The sequence below is a fragment of the Nitrosopumilus cobalaminigenes genome (assembly GCF_013407145.1).
Classification (GTDB): Archaea; Thermoproteota; Nitrososphaeria; order Nitrososphaerales; family Nitrosopumilaceae; genus Nitrosopumilus; species Nitrosopumilus cobalaminigenes.
The window spans coordinates 576,485-594,746 of sequence record NZ_CP026993.1; the positions used below are offsets into that span (position 1 = coordinate 576,485).

Consider the following 18,262-nt stretch of genomic DNA (forward strand, 5'->3'; position numbering starts at 1 on the left):
TATTTTTATTCCCAAATTAATTCTATTTCATCCCCAATTGAAATATCCTTAATTGTGTCCCAATACACTTGAGTAAAAATACCTCTTTTGATATTTGGTTCAATATTGATCTGTTTTTCTGTTTCATTTTGAATTAATTTAGCTTTTGGATTTTTAATTTTTAAATTACTAGAATAAGAAAAAATTAAATCAAATTTTTTTGCATTTATTAAAAATTTATTATTAAATTCATTTTTTGCTGCCTCTGATGCATATGTGATAGTGAATTCCATATCTTCATTTTCAAAAACTGGATGTTCAAATTTAATAGTAAATTCTTTGATAAAATCTGTATCTACATTGATACTTTTTATTTGTAGTTCCACGTCATCATTAAATGCCTTGACATCTAGATCATAAAATGATTTTTTTACACTGGTAATAATCCCTGTGGTAATTTCATATATTGGATCTTCGAAATGATTTGTAATTTTATAGGTTCGTCTGTGAAAAATTCTATTATCTGAATCTTGTAATCTTAATTCAAATTTTACATGTTCAAATGTAATTTTTTGATTTTGTTCTAGAGTTTTTTCATTAATGATGCTTTTTTCTATCAATCCTTTTTTAGGACTACTTTTATTCCCGAATGATTCTCCGTGAGCAGAATAAATCAATATTTTTTGATCATGTTTTATTTCATAATCGTGTAGTGGATACAATATTTCTTTATATCTTAATGATACTTCAAGTAGACTTTCTGCCATTGTTGATGTCAACAAAATATGCCAATCATCTCCAACATCCATGGTTCTTCTTGCCAGAATAATTCCTTGACCCCAAAAATTTAGGTTTCCTAAAATATCTTTCACAAGAAATACTGGCCCTACATGACAACCAATTCTTACTAAAATTTTATCAATCTTCGTTTTATTTTCATTATATTTTTTCAATTTTTTATGAAATTCTATGGCTAAATCTAATGGTTGTTCTAACCCATCTTTGAATCCGATTGCCATACCATCTCCTGTTGGCAAAACAAACATTTCATTTTCCTTTGTTTTTTTATACGTGTTACATTCTTGTATCATTTGATTTAATCCTTGAATTTTTGCTGTTTGTGTTTCAGTAGACATTATTGGATCTGATAATCCTACGATATCTGTAAAGAAAAATGCTGCATGAACCAAATTATTTGGAATCTTCATACTATTTTGCCTGGTACTCTTGAATAAAATTTCTTTCATTTATTATCATGTTTAAAAAAAGACTTTTCAACTATCTTATTTTCATATGTTTGATGGGTTACAAATTTTTTCTTTTGGGGATTTTATGCGTATTATTTGTTGGCGAACTAGTTGATTTTTCTTATGGACAATACAATAAGGAATTCTATGATGTAGTGGTAATTGGTGCTGGCATTTCTGGATTATCTGCTGCTGAATCACTACGTCAAATGGGATTGGATGTGGTTGTTCTTGAAGCTAGAGATCGTGTTGGTGGCAGGTTGTGGACTGATAATTCCACTGGTACTCCATTAGATTTAGGAGCGTCTTGGATTCATGGAGTAAAATATAGTCCAATTTATGAACTGACTAAAAGACATGATATAGAAACTATTCCCACTTTAGATTATTCCCATAAGGAAGCGTTAATTTACTATGACTCCTCTGGCAATCCTCTTTCTGATGCAGATGAAAAAGCTCTTGATAATATGTATGAAGATTTTCTTAGATTTGCATATGAAAAATATGAATATCATTCAGACCATCCATTAAAAGAAAAACTTTTTGATCAATACGTTGAATATCCAAAAAATTCTGAAAAATCTATTCAGTATCTCTTAGACACATATATTCAATTAAATGATCTTGGTCATCTTGAAGATGAATTTAGACATCTGACAAATTTACATTTTGAACATGAATGGCCTGCACCTATTAACAACACTAGTGCTCGACATCATAATACGTATCTGGGGTTTGCAGGCCATGAGGTAATTTTCCCTGGTGGGTATGATCAAATTACTGACAAACTTGCCGAACAATTAGATATCCGATTAAACCACATTGTATATTCTGTAGATTATAGTTCAAAAAATCCTGATTCATTAGTTTTCACTACTGCAAATTCTGTTTCTTCTGGGGAAGTTATTTTTAAATCTAGATATGTTATCAGTACTCTGCCTCTTGGGGTGATGAAAGATAGTGTGCAAAAAGACAATGTATCAAATTATGGTGATTTTCAATCCTCACCAATATTAGATACCGATGTTGGTAAAGTTACTTTTATTCCATCACTTCCAAATGAAAAAATAAAATCGATAGAAAAAATGGGAATGGGAGTAATGAATAAAGTGTATTTAGAATTTGAAAAACCTTTTTGGCCTGATGAACAATGGCTTTCATTTTTACATGAAGGTGACAATATAGGTAAATGGGCAATTTTTCTTAATGTTCATAAGGTTCTAAAAGATTCAGGAAATGAAAATGCTCCTGCTATTTTAATGGCATTTAATTCTGCTCAATATGGCAAAGAAATTGAAAAAAAATCTCATGAAGAAATTAAACAAGAGGCAATTAAAGTACTTAATCAAGCGTATGGGACTGAATCCAATCCAATCTTGGTCAGTCATTTGATTTCAGACCCTCTGATTACAAAATGGGGTTCGGATCCTTTTTCTCGTGGATCTTATTCTTATCCCTCAATCCATTCTAGTCCTGCTGACTATGAACAACTTGCAAAAAAAGTAGACGGAAAGTTATTTTTTGCTGGTGAGGCTACTACTCCTTCTTTCATGGGGGTAGTTGATGGTGCTTTTCTATCTGGTGTAAGATCTGCTGAAGAAGTATATTTTGAATATCAATGGGATACAAAACACGTCAAAATTTTTTATGTTCTGTTGGGTATAACATCTGTTTTTGTTGTTGCGTGGATTGCATTTCTTAAATATAGGCAACACAGGCAAATTGCTTTAGATTTATTGAATCGAAGTAAAGAAGTTGCATGGAAAACAAGTATTTTGGTAGTTTTTTCAATGATTTTTGTTACGGTTGTATATCTTTGGGCTGATACCCAGGTGGGAATTATACCTGACATTTTTGATTATGCTACTGTTTTAGAAGATGATTGTATTATTCTTTCTGAATTATTGAAAGTATTGCCTTATCTGGATCTTTCTCCTCAAGACGAAGAAGTTTACTATAACCAATTCAATAGGTGTTTGTATCAATGACTTCTGAGAAAAAACTCACTATAGATGAATTACATGAAGAAATTTTGAGATTACATGAAATAGTTAAAACTAATCAAGAATCTATAAAAAAAATTGTTGAAAGTAATAATGCTTTATTGACAAAAGATTTACTCGCAAAACTTGAATCTTTGAATAACAAAAAGAAAACATATGATCCATATGATCAATTAACTGAATGGAGCCACAATGCTATTAATCAAATTAAAAAAGATATTTCTGAATCAATTGAAAATAATGATGCAAAAAAAGAGAAAAAAGCTCAAAGACAAGCAGACAATGTGGATAAACTACTCAACAAAGTTGTTGGATTGATTGAAAAAATAAAAAAGGATGATTTACTTATTGAGAAAGATAATCCTTTTTATCCTCCAAGCAAAACGTTTTCTCTTCGTCGAAAATACCGTGGTGCCAGAAATTCTCTCAGCTTATTGATGGCTGGTATTGGACTGATAGTTTTATCTAGTGGAGTTTGGGAAGCTAGTGGAGAATTGTTGAGTATACAAGGACGATTAATTCTTGGCATTTTGATGGTATCGATGACTGCGTGGCTGGAAAGACGTAAAGTTTTTGCGTTGTTTGGACAAGAGTGATATTATATGTTTGAGTCTATACGTGCTTTTTTCAGACCTCCTCTTGATGAAGAATACCTTTACACTGTTTCTGAATCATCAAATGATGCAGAATATGATAATTTTGACGAACTTGTTACAGCTTTTTATAAAGAAAATCGCCGTTTAACATACAAACTGTGTAAACCCATTGTTTCTCTGCATGATGATATTTTTTATTGTGGTGTGGGAAAAATGCCTGGGAAATGGATTGCTAGTGCAATACAACACAAAGACAAATCTTTCTTGGTAGGAAAAAAACCTATCAAATCACTTTCACTTGGTAGTAATATTTGGGATTCTAAAATTTACAGTAGACAGCAACATTTGGTTGAATCTTCCACTAGGCATTTAATGAGAAGGGAATTGGAACATTTTCTAGGTAATTGTAAGTACGCGTTAACCCATTATGAACAAATGGTGAGAATCTCAATTCCATATGATGAACAAATTATGATTTTTGTTAATGCTAAAAATGATATGATTGCTTCATGGAAATCACCTGTAATTGATATTGTCAATCATGTGAAAAATGGCAAATTAATCAAAGATAAAAATACCTTAAAACAAAAAATATGTTTTGAATCTGATGAACAAATTTCAAAAGATGAAACTACTGACCAAATTTCTGGAATGATTTCTTTATGTCAAAATATAATGAACGATTTGGCCACTGATCCTCAGAAAAAACATGTTTTCATTAAACGATTTTTTGATGTAAATGATGCTAATGATCTTGAAGATATTTTAGATGATACCTTCAATCCTGATAAACACACTGATAAAGAATTTTTGAAAAAAGTTAGGTATGCATCAATTGTAAGTAAGGAATGTTATCCTCTAGCTCGGTATGTTAGAGACCAAGACAATATGATATTGACAAGTTATGATGAATTAGAGCACTTGGTTGAGTCTGTCTCTAGACAAAGAATGAGGAGAAAAACTATTCAGTATTTTGGACCAGTCAAATTCACATTTTCAGTATATGAAAAAATTGAACGACTAAGCATTCCTCTCAAGGATGATTATATTTTATTCTTAACCCTAGATCACGATTCTGAAAATCGTGAGAATTTTATTCCCAATCATCTTGATGTTGTTTTTAAATTTCTTGAAAAATTTGATCCTAAAATTTTAAGAACAAATTAATTTTTTTAAAATATGTGTTGTCTAAAATTTTTATAATTTTACCAATTTTCTAAATTGTTCATTACTATGTAATTTTTCAAAAATTGGCTCTTCTTTTGCCCACACTCGAATAATTTTTGGATTTTTAGCAATTGCTTGTTTTAATAATTCTAATGCTTCAGGATATTTTTTTAATGCTGCTTTACTACGTGATTTTGCATATATCACATTTACGTTTTCTTTAAATTTTATCAAAATCTCATCAAAAACATCTAGCGCTTTTTCATGTTGATTTAATTCTGCTAACTGTACTCCTTTTTGGAAAAATGCATCTTGATTATTTGGATATTTTTTACAAACATTTTGAAAACAATTCAAAGCTTCTTCATGTCTTTTCATTTTACCTAATACAATTCCTTTGTAAATCATAACATTTGGCTTTCTTGAATCCACCGAAATTGCTTTATCCAAAATAGATAAAGCTTCTTCATGTTCTTGTAATTTATCTAATAATACTCCTTTGTTAAACAGTGCTGATGCATTTTTTTGGTCTACTTCTATTGCTTTATCATAACATTCTGCTGCAGATTGAATGTTTCCATTTTCAGCCATTGAAATCCCTTTGTTATTCCATGCTTGGGAATCTTTTGGGTTAATCTCAATTACCATATCAAAACATGTGATTGCATCACTGTATTTTTTTATTTGATTTAATGCTAAACCCTTGTTAAACAATGCTGATGCATTTTTTGATTCTTGTTTTAAGATTTTGTTAAATAATGATATGGCTCCTTTTGGTTGATTCTTTTCCATTAATGACATTGCATTATACATTAAATCTTCCACATTTTCTTTTGACCCGAATAACCCCATAATTTCTCAAAAATTATATTGCTAATGAAAGTTTGGTTTATTCTAATGATTTGAATTTTTTAATTGCTTCTTTTGCCATATTTTCTTGTTCTTCTGCTGATGTGTTGGTAGGGTCTTCTGTAGCATATGCTTCTTTATTTTCCTCTTTCTTTTTCATACTTTTTTGATGTAACAATTTTATAAAAATTTAATTTTCAAAATTTTTACTTATTAAGTATTAAACAAAGTTTTTCATTGATTATGGAGATATACCATAATGTGCATCTACATTTTTTGCTTATTTTTTTAGTTGTAATGTTGATATTTCCATTTTATCTAAATCCTGTTTTTTCATCTACTGCAATCCATACTGAATCTGAAAAATGCTTTGAATATGCTAAAAATCGCAATCCTGAAAGTACTCCGCATAAGCATTCTATAGATATACAATTAGTTCGAATTGGTAATGTTGATACTAAATCTGGCGCATTCGATGCTGATTTTTGGATTTGGATAACTCCACTTGATAATGATGTTCTTTCTTTCCAAAATATGATATTATCTTCTGAAAAGAAACCATTGCCTCCTAGTAGTTGGTTGGATTTTCCAAATGCTGGAAACATCAAATTTTCTTCTGTTAAATTTACTGAAAGTCGAAATGAAATATTATTTAGAGTTACAGGAACTTTTTATAGTCAATTTGATTTAAAGAATTTCCCGTTTGAAGTTTTAAAAATGAACATTTATGCTGAATCTGTGGATCGTAATATTTTTGATTTTGTTTTTGTTGAAGGAGAAAATTCAATCATTGAAACTGCAATAATGTCTGACATTTATGTTGATAATCCTCTTGCAACTATTACGGTTCATAATTATGATGATTATGATAGTGAGTATGCTCAGAGTGAACTCATTAGTTTATCTGATACTTTTTGTCGATTTACTGCAACTTATGTTGAAGAAAATAATTCTGCGGTCATTAAATATCTATTACCATTATTTTTGATCACTGCACTTGGATTGATGCCTTTATGGATGGGAAAAGAATATGCTACACGTGTTGTTCTTTCCACTTTTCTTTTTGGTGGTTTGATTGTATTCGTAAATTCTATACTTTCACAATTACCTGAAGTGTCTTATTTGACAATTTTTGATAAAATCTACATGACTGTTTATGCATTATTTACTCTCAGTATATCTTCATCTGTTATTCAACAGCGTATTTCAAGCTCTGATGAAAATTCTCCAAAAATTCAAAAAATTCGTAATTTTTCTCGTTTATTAATCCCAATTATCGTCTTAATTGGAATCATTTCAATTGTTATTTTTAAAGATCTATAATATGCGATATGTTTAATTTTATAAAAAAATGATTTAGTGTTATGCCTAATTTTGAATTAAAATTTTTAGCTGATAAAGTATATGTTCATCGATGGCCACAAGATTCTCTTGCTTGGGGCGATTCTATTCAAAAACAATTAGATGAAACAATCAACAAGAATCCTGAAAAAAAACAAGTGATAATAAATTCTAAATTAATTAATATCCAATCTATGGAATTTCATTCTTTAAAAAAAATTGGAATAACTGTGCCTCCTTTTAAAGATGAATGTACTCTAATTTTTGAAGGTAAGTTTGGTGGATTTTCCTCACATGTCCATATCACTATAAAATGTGACAATTATCTTGAAGTTTTTAATAATTTAATTTCTTGGAGAACACAATTTTTTTAATATTTGGCTGTACTTTTAGATGATTTTTCAGTATCAAATAATTCTTCAACTGATTTTTCAATATGTTTCCAAAGATCTCCTCTGAATTTTGCATTTGCTGCCATTCCTATTCCTGCACTAACTCCCCAAGTTAATAATGCAGTTCCTGTAGCAATTGCCATATTTTTGCCCCATTCTCCAGTTGTCATCTCTACTTTGAATCGTTCAGGTTTTCCTTGAATTAGAATGTGGATTGCTTTTCGTGTACCTGCTAATGTACTGCCAATTCCCCCTTTCCTTGCTTTGACAATAAACCATTTTTTTCCAGAGTCTTCTTCTAACAAAATATCTTTGAATTTATTTTTTGAGAAAAACTGCTCCATTTTTCCTGCGAGCATCTTTAAATCAACATTTTTGTTTTTGAATGTTTTTTGTTTTCCTAAAAGTTTGTCAAGCTTACCTACCGTTAATTCTTTATTCTTTTTGGCAATTTCATTTTCAGGATCAACTTCCAACACTTTATCATAGAGTGCAGATGCTCCATCAAAATTGCCCACATGATAATCAAAATTCGCCTCTGAAATTGTCAAATTTACATCTACTTCTGGCTTTTGTCCTAACTCTTCTAATTTTTCATGCAAGTCTTCTTTTTCTTCCCGAATTTGTTCAATCTGCGTAACTATTTCTTGAGTGATTTCAGGAACTTCTTTTTCCTTGATAATTTTAGGCTCAATGTGGATTTGTTGCAGTGTTTGTTGTTCTTTTCCTATTAGTATGACTAGTTGCTGTTTTATCACATCGATATCATTTTGCATTGATTCTTGACCTTTGAGTATTACTTCTTGACTCTCTTTGATTTCAGTTACATTGGTATTGATTTCAGTAATTCCCATTTGCAATTCTACTAATTTTTGATCAATTTTACTACTAGAACTAATCAGAATGTCTTTGAGGTTTTCTACTGTTTCTTCTTTTGCAGAAATTTGTTTTAGATCTTGAACGTTTACTAATACTGCATCTAATTTTGTCGCAACTTCTTCATAATGTTTTTCTCCTTTATTTTTAAGATAATTGAAATAATTCATTACCTCATTTGATTTTTCTTTGGGTGTTCCATCAAACGAATTGTAAATATTCCCTGCAACAATGCTAAATGGGGGCGGAATTGCAAGAGTGATGGCTGATTGAATAGCCTTGTTTAATGTAGGATGGTTTTCTTTAAACTTTGCAATTTTTTCATTTTGCTGTAATGCTGCAGCCTTTTTTTCAAACAGTAATAATTTCTCATTAAATTCTGACCATGATGGTAGTCTCAATCTAAACCCTCCAACCTATAATTGATGTTTTTTTAGATAGTTAAACTATATCATTTGATTGAACTTATTTACTTGATATATTATGACTATGTGGGCATGGTGAAGTTACTAATTTCATTATTTGTTATTTTAACCATTCTTACAATTGGTCCTACAGCATTTGCCGATGAAATAGATGATAATTTTGATAATGGATTAGACTTACACGAACAAGCTTTTGATTCAAAAAATCAAGCCCTATATGATGATGCACTGTCTCAACATAAATCTGCAATTACTTTTTTTGATATGGTTTTAGATGAAGATCCGACAGACATTGATGCGTTAATATTCAAAGGAATTTCCCTACATGAAATCGCTGATATCACTGACAATCCTAATTATTATGAAGATTCAATTCTTGTTTATGATATTCTTTTGAATCTAGAACCCAATTTGGCAGCAGCTTTAACCGGTAAAGGAAATTCAATGATTTATGCAGGCTATATTTATGGTGATGATCATCCGTACATACAAGAAGGTTTAGCATTACAAAAACAAGCATTTCAAATTGATCCTGATGATTTTTATGTTTTAAATGAATACGCCAATAATTTGGCACAACTTGGAAAATATGGTGCAGCAATTGCTCTTTATGATAAAATGCTTGAACTTGATCCAAATGATATTGATGCTCTTAACAACAAAGGAGTTGCACTGTTAGACCAAGGACATTATGAAGAAGCAATCCCTTATTTTGAAAAAGCATTAGAACAAGATCCTTTAGATTTTCTTCCATTACTAAATTTAGGATTGACGTTATCTTATCTTGAAAAATATTCTGAGGCAGTTCCAATTTTTAAGGATGTTCTTAAAAGAGATCCTGCAAACATTGATGCTTTAGTAAATGTTGGAATTGCATATTTGGCAAACGGAATGTATGATAAATCAATCACTTCCTTTGATAAAGTACTTGAAGACGAACCTGATAATTTTGATGCTTTAAAAAATAAAGCAACTGCACTTAGTTATGTTGGAGAATATGAGGATGCATTGGAAATTTTTAACGATATTTTATTAGAATCTCCAAACGATATTGAGTTATTAGAAAATAAAGCATGGACACATTATCAATTAAATCAATATGATGAATCTTTAACTATTCTTGAAAAGTTATTGAAAATTGATCCTACAAATTCTAATGCATTACTTGCAAAAAGTACTGTATTGGCTGAAACTGGTAAAACAGAAGATGCAAAAACTGTTCTTTCTCAAGCCTCTGAAAACTCTTCCATCAATGTATCTGAAAAAGAAATCATTGCTGTGAACAATTTGATTGAAACAGTAGAGAAAGGTGGGGACATCCAAGTTGCAAAATGTAAGGTAAACAATGATCTGAATCTTTTAGATTTTACACCTATTGGACAAATAATTAAAATTATTTCTCCCCCTCCAAAACAAATAGATTGTTCAAAAGCATATGCTGAATCAACACCGCAATCAACACCGCAATCAACACCGCAATCAACACCGCAATCAACACCGCAATCAACACCGCAATCAACACCGCAATCAACACAGCCACGTGGCAATGATGACGGCGGTTGTCTTATTGCAACTGCAACATATGGTACAGAACTAGCGCCTCAAGTACAATTACTAAGAGAAATCAGAGACAACACACTATTCAGTACAACCTCTGGAACATCATTCATGTCCGGATTTAACACAATATACTATTCATTTGCACCAACTGTTGCAGATTGGGAAAGAGAAAGTCCGTTATTCAAAGAAACAGTAAAGACGCTCATCACTCCAATGTTATCAACACTATCCATAATGTCATTAGCTGAAGATGGTTCAGAAGAACAAGTGTTAGGACTAGGGATTTCAGTCATTGCATTAAACTTGGGAATGTACATTGCAGCACCTGCAATGATTGGTTTGCAAGTTAGAAAAATCATTAAAAAATCCTTTTAGATCATTTAATTACTTTGTAAATTATTTCATTATGGTTATGTTAAAGCTAACACTTTCATTGTTTTTGATATTTGTTTTAATTCTTGTAACTGTACCGAATTCATTTGCTGAACAAAGTGCTGAAGAATTATTTGAAATTGGTGTGGACTACTATTTTGAATTTTTTGATGACAGTGTTCAAGACTCAGGTTATAAAGCAATAGAATATTTTGATAAAGCTTTAGAGATTGACCCCGAACATCTTCAGGCACTTATTCATAAAGCAGAGATCCTTCATGGATTTGACGGTAATTTTGAAGAAACTATGGCACTTTTCGATAAAGCTTTAGAGATTGATCCTACTGAACCTTACGCATTAGTCAATAAAGGTTCTGTACTTGCAAACAATGGTAATCTTGAAGAATCTATGGCACTTTATGAAACTGCCTTAGAACATAATCCCGACTTCTTTCAAGCAAAGTTGAACATAGCGATTATACTTTATTCACAAGAAAAATATTCTGAGGCAATTCCACTTCTTCAAGAATATCTAGAAGAAACTGATGAGAATTTTGACATTGCAGAAATGCTATTAAAAAATGCTCAAGAAAATAGACCAGTCACTCAAGAAGAGTACAAAGAACTTGAGGAAAAATGGGATCCTACAAATTTAATTCCTATAACACTTTTAATAAAAGTAGTAGTGGCTTACGCAGAAACGGACAATGAAGAAATTAGTAATGATGACGGCGGTTGTCTTATTGCAACTGCAACATATGGTACAGAACTAGCGCCTCAAGTACAATTACTAAGAGAAATCAGAGACAACACACTATTCAGTACAACCTCTGGAACATCATTCATGTCCGGATTTAACACAATATACTATTCATTTGCACCAACTGTTGCAGATTGGGAAAGAGAAAGTCCGTTATTCAAAGAAACAGTAAAGACGCTCATCACTCCAATGTTATCAACACTATCCATAATGTCATTAGCTGAAGATGGTTCAGAAGAACAAGTGTTAGGACTAGGGATTTCAGTCATTGCATTAAACTTGGGAATGTACATTGCAGCACCTGCAATGATTGGTTTGCAAGTTAGAAAAATCATTAAATTTCAAAATTACTAGATGCTAAAACCATTTTCCTGATATCTTCTTTAGTATGGGCGTCTGAAATTGCACCCAATTTTCCTGGCAAAAAGAATATGCCATCATGGGCTATCATCTTAAAATGATATTTTGCAAGCATTTGGGAATCACACATTGCGACATGTGATGAATTTGTTATTTCCTCTACACCGTCTTTGAGAAAATGAGTCATGAACAATGAGCCCTTACCTGTAATTGCCACTTTTCCATCAAATGCCTTTCCTATCTCTTTTCTTGCAAATTCTCCAAGTGAATTGATTTTTGAGTATGTTGATTTTTTTGATTTTAATAGGCTCAGAGTTGCATGGCCTGAAGTCATTGATGCAGGATTTGCAGAAAATGTACCTCCTCCTACATAGGAGCGCTCTGATTTCTTTTTTCCTGTAGTATCTGCCTGCTCCATGATTTCTTTTTTACCGCACATTACTCCAATTGCCATTCCTCCCCCGACAATTTTTCCTAATGTTACAATGTCTGGATTAAGTTTCATTGTGGGATATAGACATCCATATCTAAATCTAAACCCTGTAACAATTTCATCTAATATGAATAATGAATTATTTTTATGAACAAACTCTTGAATCCCTTTGAGATATTCTGGAGTTGCTGGAATGCATCCTCCTCCACCTAACACTGGTTCAATAATCACACCAGCTAAATCTTTTGAATGTTTTTTTAGAATTTTTAATGAACCTTCTAAATCATTATATGGAATTGAAACAATTTTTTCTTCATTTACTACTCCACTACTTTCAGATTCATTAAATGGCCAATTGACACTTTTTAGTAAATCCGATGTATATCCGTGCCATCCTCCATCTATCTTTGCAATTATTTTTTTCCTTGTAACTGAACGAGCTAATCTAACTGCATACATTGTAGCTTCAGTACCTGATGTAACATAACGAATTTTCTCTGCAACTGGAACTGCTTTTGAAATCATTTCAGATAATCTTACTGTCTGTTCATTTACAGTTCCATACATCCAACTCTTCTCAATTTGTTTTTGTAATGCATCTTTAACATTTTTTTTACCATGTCCAAATATCAAAGACCAATGGCCCATCCAATAATCTGTAAACTTGTTATTATCTACATCGACAAGGTTTGTTCCTTTAGATGATTTGACAACAAATGGATAAGGTTCATAAAATCGTATGTTATGAGAAACACCATTTACGTGAAGTTTGGATGACTTTGCAAATATTTTCGCTGAAGTCTTTGTCTTCTTTTTGTATTCTGAAATATAATTACTCAAAAGCAATTTTCAAACTAAGATCTGACATTTTAACTATTGATACGTGAAAATCTACCTTAAGCGAAATCAGCCCCAAAAAACATGTAATTTTTACAATATTTTGGCCCGATCAGGCATAATTTCACGTATGGTTTATATGGATTCTGGCTTTGTTGGCTTCTGCATACGTAACGCAATAGGCGGCGCTCGTGATGAAGTATGGCAAGATGCCACTTTGTGATTCATGGGCCTCCAGTTACGCATACAAAAATGAGGATTTGATCAACAGATCAATATCTGAAATGTGAAGATTATGTGCATCCGTCAATTCCAATTAAAGTACAAATGTACTTCAATAATCAAAATACAAAATAATAATTCAGAATCCGGTTGATCCTGCCGGACCTGACTGCTATCGGATTGATACTAAGCCATGCGAGTCATTGTAGCAATACAAGGCAGACGGCTCAGTAACGCGTAGTCAACCTAACCTATGGACGGGAATAACCTCGGGAAACTGAGAATAATGCCCGATAGAACACTATACCTGGAATGGTTTGTGTTCCAAATGATTTATCGCCGTAGGATGGGACTGCGGCCTATCAGTTTGTTGGTGAGGTAATGGCCCACCAAGACTATTACAGGTACGGGCTCTGAGAGGAGTAGCCCGGAGATGGGTACTGAGACACGGACCCAGGCCCTATGGGGCGCAGCAGGCGAGAAAACTTTGCAATGTGCGAAAGCACGACAAGGTTAATCCGAGTGGTTTGTGCTAAACGAACCTTTTGTCGGTCCTAGAAACACCGATGAATAAGGGGTGGGCAAGTTCTGGTGTCAGCCGCCGCGGTAAAACCAGCACCTCAAGTGGTCAGGATGATTATTGGGCCTAAAGCATCCGTAGCCGGCTCTGTAAGTTTTCGGTTAAATCTGTACGCTCAACGTACAGGCTGCCGGGAATACTGCAGAGCTAGGGAGTGGGAGAGGTAGACGGTACTCGGTAGGAAGGGGTAAAATCCTTTGATCTATTGATGACCACCTGTGGCGAAGGCGGTCTACCAGAACACGTCCGACGGTGAGGGATGAAAGCTGGGGGAGCAAACCGGATTAGATACCCGGGTAGTCCCAGCTGTAAACTATGCAAACTCAGTGATGCATTGGCTTGTGGCCAATGCAGTGCTGCAGGGAAGCCGTTAAGTTTGCCGCCTGGGAAGTACGTACGCAAGTATGAAACTTAAAGGAATTGGCGGGGGAGCACCACAAGGGGTGAAGCCTGCGGTTCAATTGGAGTCAACGCCAGAAATCTTACCCGGAGAGACAGCAGAATGAAGGTCAAGCTGAAGACTTTACCAGACAAGCTGAGAGGTGGTGCATGGCCGTCGCCAGCTCGTGCCGTGAGATGTCCTGTTAAGTCAGGTAACGAGCGAGATCCCTGCCTCTAGTTGCCACCATTACTCTCAGGAGTAGTGGGGCGAATTAGCGGGACCGCCGCAGTTAATGCGGAGGAAGGAAGGGGCCACGGCAGGTCAGTATGCCCCGAAACTCTGGGGCCACACGCGGGCTGCAATGGTAACGACAATGGGTTTCAAATCCGAAAGGATGAGGTAATCCTCAAACGTTACCACAGTTATGACTGAGGGCTGCAACTCGCCCTCACGAATATGGAATCCCTAGTAACTGCGTGTCATTATCGCGCGGTGAATACGTCCCTGCTCCTTGCACACACCGCCCGTCGTTTCATTGAAGTGAGCTCTTAGCGAGGTGACGTCTGATTGGCGTTATCGAACTTGGGGTTCGTGACAAGGGAAAAGTCGTAACAAGGTGACCGTAGGGGAACCTGCGGTCGGATCACCTCCTTAGACATGGAAAGTGTACGGGTGTACATAATCTTCATATTGAATCATCGATGCAATGCATCACCAAAAGTGATGTATGAAGGATGTAGTGGGTCCCTGCCAGGGGACTTGCAATGATCGTCGTGCATAGTCGTGTAATATGTGGCTGAATATGCCGGTGTAAAGACGGTAATAGGTGGATTGCTAGGCTTGAGAAGAGATGAAGGACGTGGCAAGCTGCGATAAGCTCGGGGTAGGCGCACGCATCCTATGATCCCGAGATGTCCGAATGAGAATCTTGTGCTTATGCACATTCCAGTACACAAGTATTGGAAGTCGAACCGTGGGAATTGAAGCATCTTAGTACCACGTGGAAAAGAAATCAATTGAGATTTCCCAAGTAGTGGCGAACGAAAAGGAAAGAGCCCAAACTGAATCCTTCGGGAGATGTGGTGTTTTGGTATGATAATATGGAATCTTGGAACACAGCTGAAATGATCTGAAAAGTTCTGGCAAAGAGGGTGATACCCCCTTAAGCGAAGTGGGAAGAGTCCTATTCATACCCGAGTAGTTGTCCTTGGTAGTGGGCAATGAATATGGGTGAAAGTAGCATCCGAGGCTAAATATTTCTCAAGACCGATAGTGGACTAGTACCGTGAGGGAAAGCTGAAAAGTACCCCGGAAGGGGGGCGAAAAGTGCATGAAACCTATTACTTACAGACGTGCGTGGCATGGAAGGTGATTTTTTCAGATTAGAGATTCTAGCAATAGAGTTGAAGATTTGATGTTCAAATCATCAGTGTTACGCGTTCCGTCTCGAAACACGGACCAAGGAGCTAACTGTCATGGCAAGCTTAAACTTTCAAAGTGTAGGCGAAGGGAAACCGAGTTCTCGCAGCTTCGCAAGAAGTCAGGAGAAGCGTGTGAAAGTGCGTAGAGTCATGGCGGCTAGGCTAGAAGCCAGTCGATCTATTCCTGAGCTAGATGAAGGCGGGCGAAAGCCCGCTGGAGGTCTTAAGACGTTCTGACGTGCAAATCGTTGTTGTGACTTGGGAATAGGGGTCAAAAACCAATCTAGACTGGCGCTCGCTAGTTCCAACCGAAGCGTCTCGCAGGGCGTGGTTTGTGGAGATAGTGTTTCCGGTAGAGCACTGATAGAGGGGCGCGGGGGAGAAATCCCTCACCCCTCATTCAAACTCCGAACGGATACACATCGTAGAAGCAAGCACACGGGCTCATGTGGCGTAAGGCTCATGGCCGAAAGGGGTTTAACCCAGACTGAAGTTAAGGTCCCCAAATCTTTGCTAAGTGTCAAGCGAAAGAGCGTGTTCTCGCCAAGACAGCAGGGAGGTAAGCTCAGAAGCAGCTATCCTTTAAAAAGTGTGTAACAACTTACCTGCCGAGGGGGGATGCCTCAAAAACGGACGGGGCTAAAGCAAAGTACCGATACTTTAGATAATCATCAGTGGATGATTCGTGGTAGGTTGGCGTAGTGATTGGGTCGAAGCAGGGCGATGACGTCCTGTGGACCGATTTCTATTGCAGATCTTGGTGGCAGTAACAGCATAGTATAGTGAGAATCTATACCACCGTAAGCGCAAGGGTTTCCAGGCAATGCGTTATCAGCCTGGAGGTAGTCGATCCTAAGATGTACCTCAACAGAGTACACCGAATGGGAAACTAGTTAATATTCTAGTACCTTGTATCAAGCGTTTGAGCTATATGGTTCGCTTCCGGATAGGGGTTGTACAACCATCGTTGTATCTAACTATTCGAGGGAGAAGGAGTGTCGTAATGACGAGAACTCTCCCGAGGTAGGAATGGCTTCGCGTTAGCGAAGTTTCCTCAATTCCAGGAGACCATGAAAGATTGTGTAGTTAGTAAGATACAAGTTCGTACCCAGAACCGACACAGGTGCGCTGGCTTAGAAAGCTAAGGTGCTACGGGTATACCGTATGGCGAGGGAATTCGGCAAATTAGTCCTGTAGCTTAGGTATAAGGGATGCCTGCGGTCTTCATGAGGAATGGGGATCGCAGGTTGCAATGACAAGGGGGTTTCGACTGTTTAATAAAAACACAGGCGACTGCTAGTCCGAAAGGATTTGTATAGTCGCTGAATCCTGGCCGGTGCCGGTACCTAAAACTTGGGTTCAACCGAGCTAAGGGCCGGTTAACGCCGGGAGTAACTCTGACTCTCTTAAGGTAGCCAAATGCCTTGTCGGGTAAGTTCCGACGCGCATGAATGGAACAACGAGAGCCCCACTGTCCCCGCCTACAACCCGGTGAAGCCACATAAGGTGGACGAACAGTCCATCAACTTCCATTGGGGAGAGAAGACCCCGTGGAGTTTTACTGCAGCTTGTGCTTGTGGTATAGTAAGAATTGCACAGGGTATCTGGGAGCTATGCCTAACATTCCCCGGGATGTTAGTGAAGCAACGATGTAACACCAGACTCTTTTTGCAGTACCACTTATCCAGTGAAGACCGGAGACACGTGCAGGTGGGCAGTTCGGCTGGGGCGGCACCCCTTTGAAAAGATATCAAAGGGGCCCAAAGTTGAGTTCAAACGGGGCAGAAATCCGTTGAAGAGGGCAAAGCCAAAAACTCGACTGAATGGATTTCCAAACGCACGGAATTCATAGACGAAAGTCTGGCTTAGCGATCCTTCGTGTGCCCACTATTGGGGCCCGGAGGTGACAGAAAAATTACCCCAGGGATAACAGGCTCGTCGCGGGCGAGAGCTCCTATCGACCCCGCGGTTTGGTACCTCGATGTCGGCTTTTCCTATCCTGGTCCTGCAGCAGGGGCCAAGGGTGAGGCTGCTCGCCTATTAAAAGGGAACATGAGCTGGGTTTAGACCGTCGTGAGACAGGTCGGTCTCTGCCTAATGGAAGCGTGAATAACTGAGGGGAAGTTGCTCCGAGTACGAGAGGAACAGAGCAGCGTGGCCACTGGTTTACCGGTTGTCTGATAAGGCAGGCCGGGCAGCTAAGCCGTTTGGGCTAAGTGCTGAAAGCATCTAAGCACGAATCCCATCCCGAGACAAGTTATTCTTTCGTAAGATGAAGGTCGGCAGCAAAATACTGCGTTGATAGGAAGGTGGTGTAGATCACAAGCTTCGGCGAGTGGTGAGCCAGCCTTTACTAATAGACCAACACATCGGTTCAGCCACTTACATAGAGACTATGCGCGATGATCATATTCATATCATCAAGTGGAAATAACATATACACGACTTGTACGATGATTT

At 36.2% G+C, this 18,262-nt stretch carries 11 protein-coding genes and 2 rRNA genes; 9 read left to right on the forward strand and 4 right to left on the reverse strand.

Annotated elements, in window-relative coordinates; translation table 11 throughout:
- Positions 1-5: 5 nt before the first annotated feature.
- A complete protein-coding gene (locus C5F47_RS03490) occupies positions 6-1,187 on the reverse strand; it encodes an adenylate/guanylate cyclase domain-containing protein (RefSeq protein ID WP_179361515.1) in 1,182 nt (393 codons plus the stop codon).
- A gap of 92 nt (positions 1,188-1,279) precedes the next feature.
- On the opposite strand from C5F47_RS03490, the gene C5F47_RS03495 reads away from it, so the two are divergent.
- From C5F47_RS03495 to C5F47_RS03505, 3 genes are read left to right on the forward strand one after another with little or no spacing between them, the layout of a single operon-like run.
- A complete protein-coding gene (locus tag C5F47_RS03495; RefSeq protein ID WP_246271175.1) occupies positions 1,280-3,214 on the forward strand; it encodes a flavin monoamine oxidase family protein in 1,935 nt (644 codons plus the stop codon).
- Complete coding sequence (locus C5F47_RS03500) at positions 3,211-3,825, forward strand: hypothetical protein (RefSeq protein WP_179361517.1); 615 nt, start codon at positions 3,211-3,213, stop codon at positions 3,823-3,825. Before C5F47_RS03495 ends, C5F47_RS03500 begins: the two co-directional genes overlap by 4 nt.
- 6 nt (positions 3,826-3,831) lie before the next feature.
- Positions 3,832-4,992: a hypothetical protein gene (locus tag C5F47_RS03505; protein ID WP_179361518.1), complete on the forward strand. Its 1,161-nt coding sequence runs from the start codon at positions 3,832-3,834 to the stop codon at positions 4,990-4,992.
- Positions 4,993-5,022: 30 nt separating this feature from the next.
- Here C5F47_RS03505 and C5F47_RS03510 read toward each other — a convergent pair whose 3' ends face one another.
- On the reverse strand, positions 5,023-5,844 hold the full coding sequence (locus tag C5F47_RS03510; protein WP_179361519.1) for a tetratricopeptide repeat protein: 822 nt from the start codon (positions 5,842-5,844) through the stop codon (positions 5,023-5,025).
- Positions 5,845-6,138: 294 nt separating this feature from the next.
- Here C5F47_RS03510 and C5F47_RS03515 point away from each other — a divergent pair, with 294 nt between their 5' ends.
- Together C5F47_RS03515 and C5F47_RS03520 are read left to right on the forward strand one after the other, a co-directional pair.
- Positions 6,139-7,164, forward strand: a complete 1,026-nt coding sequence (locus C5F47_RS03515) for a ligand-gated ion channel (protein ID WP_179361520.1) — start codon at positions 6,139-6,141, stop codon at positions 7,162-7,164.
- Between the two features lie 41 nt (positions 7,165-7,205).
- Positions 7,206-7,556: a hypothetical protein gene (locus tag C5F47_RS03520; protein ID WP_179361521.1), complete on the forward strand. Its 351-nt coding sequence runs from the start codon at positions 7,206-7,208 to the stop codon at positions 7,554-7,556.
- Here the strand turns inward: C5F47_RS03520 and C5F47_RS03525 are convergent.
- Positions 7,553-8,851 carry a hypothetical protein gene (locus tag C5F47_RS03525; protein WP_179361522.1) on the reverse strand — a complete coding sequence of 433 codons (1,299 nt, stop codon included), beginning with the start codon at positions 8,849-8,851 and terminating at the stop codon, positions 7,553-7,555. The two genes, C5F47_RS03520 and C5F47_RS03525, sit on opposite strands and share 4 nt — an antisense overlap.
- Positions 8,852-8,947: 96 nt before the next feature.
- On the opposite strand from C5F47_RS03525, the gene C5F47_RS09865 reads away from it, so the two are divergent.
- Positions 8,948-10,810: a tetratricopeptide repeat protein gene (locus C5F47_RS09865; RefSeq protein WP_179361523.1), complete on the forward strand. Its 1,863-nt coding sequence runs from the start codon at positions 8,948-8,950 to the stop codon at positions 10,808-10,810.
- A gap of 37 nt (positions 10,811-10,847) precedes the next feature.
- Positions 10,848-11,921: a tetratricopeptide repeat protein gene (locus C5F47_RS03535; RefSeq protein WP_179361524.1), complete on the forward strand. Its 1,074-nt coding sequence runs from the start codon at positions 10,848-10,850 to the stop codon at positions 11,919-11,921.
- Here the strand turns inward: C5F47_RS03535 and C5F47_RS03540 are convergent.
- On the reverse strand, positions 11,902-13,200 hold the full coding sequence (locus C5F47_RS03540; protein WP_179361525.1) for an aspartate aminotransferase family protein: 1,299 nt from the start codon (positions 13,198-13,200) through the stop codon (positions 11,902-11,904). The two genes, C5F47_RS03535 and C5F47_RS03540, sit on opposite strands and share 20 nt — an antisense overlap.
- Before the next feature lie 362 nt (positions 13,201-13,562).
- On the opposite strand from C5F47_RS03540, the gene C5F47_RS03545 reads away from it, so the two are divergent.
- Positions 13,563-15,033, forward strand: a 16S ribosomal RNA gene (locus C5F47_RS03545).
- A 149-nt stretch (positions 15,034-15,182) separates the two neighbouring features.
- Positions 15,183-18,179: ribosomal RNA gene (locus tag C5F47_RS03550) — 23S ribosomal RNA — on the forward strand.
- Together the 16S and 23S rRNA genes form the textbook arrangement of a ribosomal RNA operon.
- Positions 18,180-18,262: the final 83 nt, after the last annotated feature.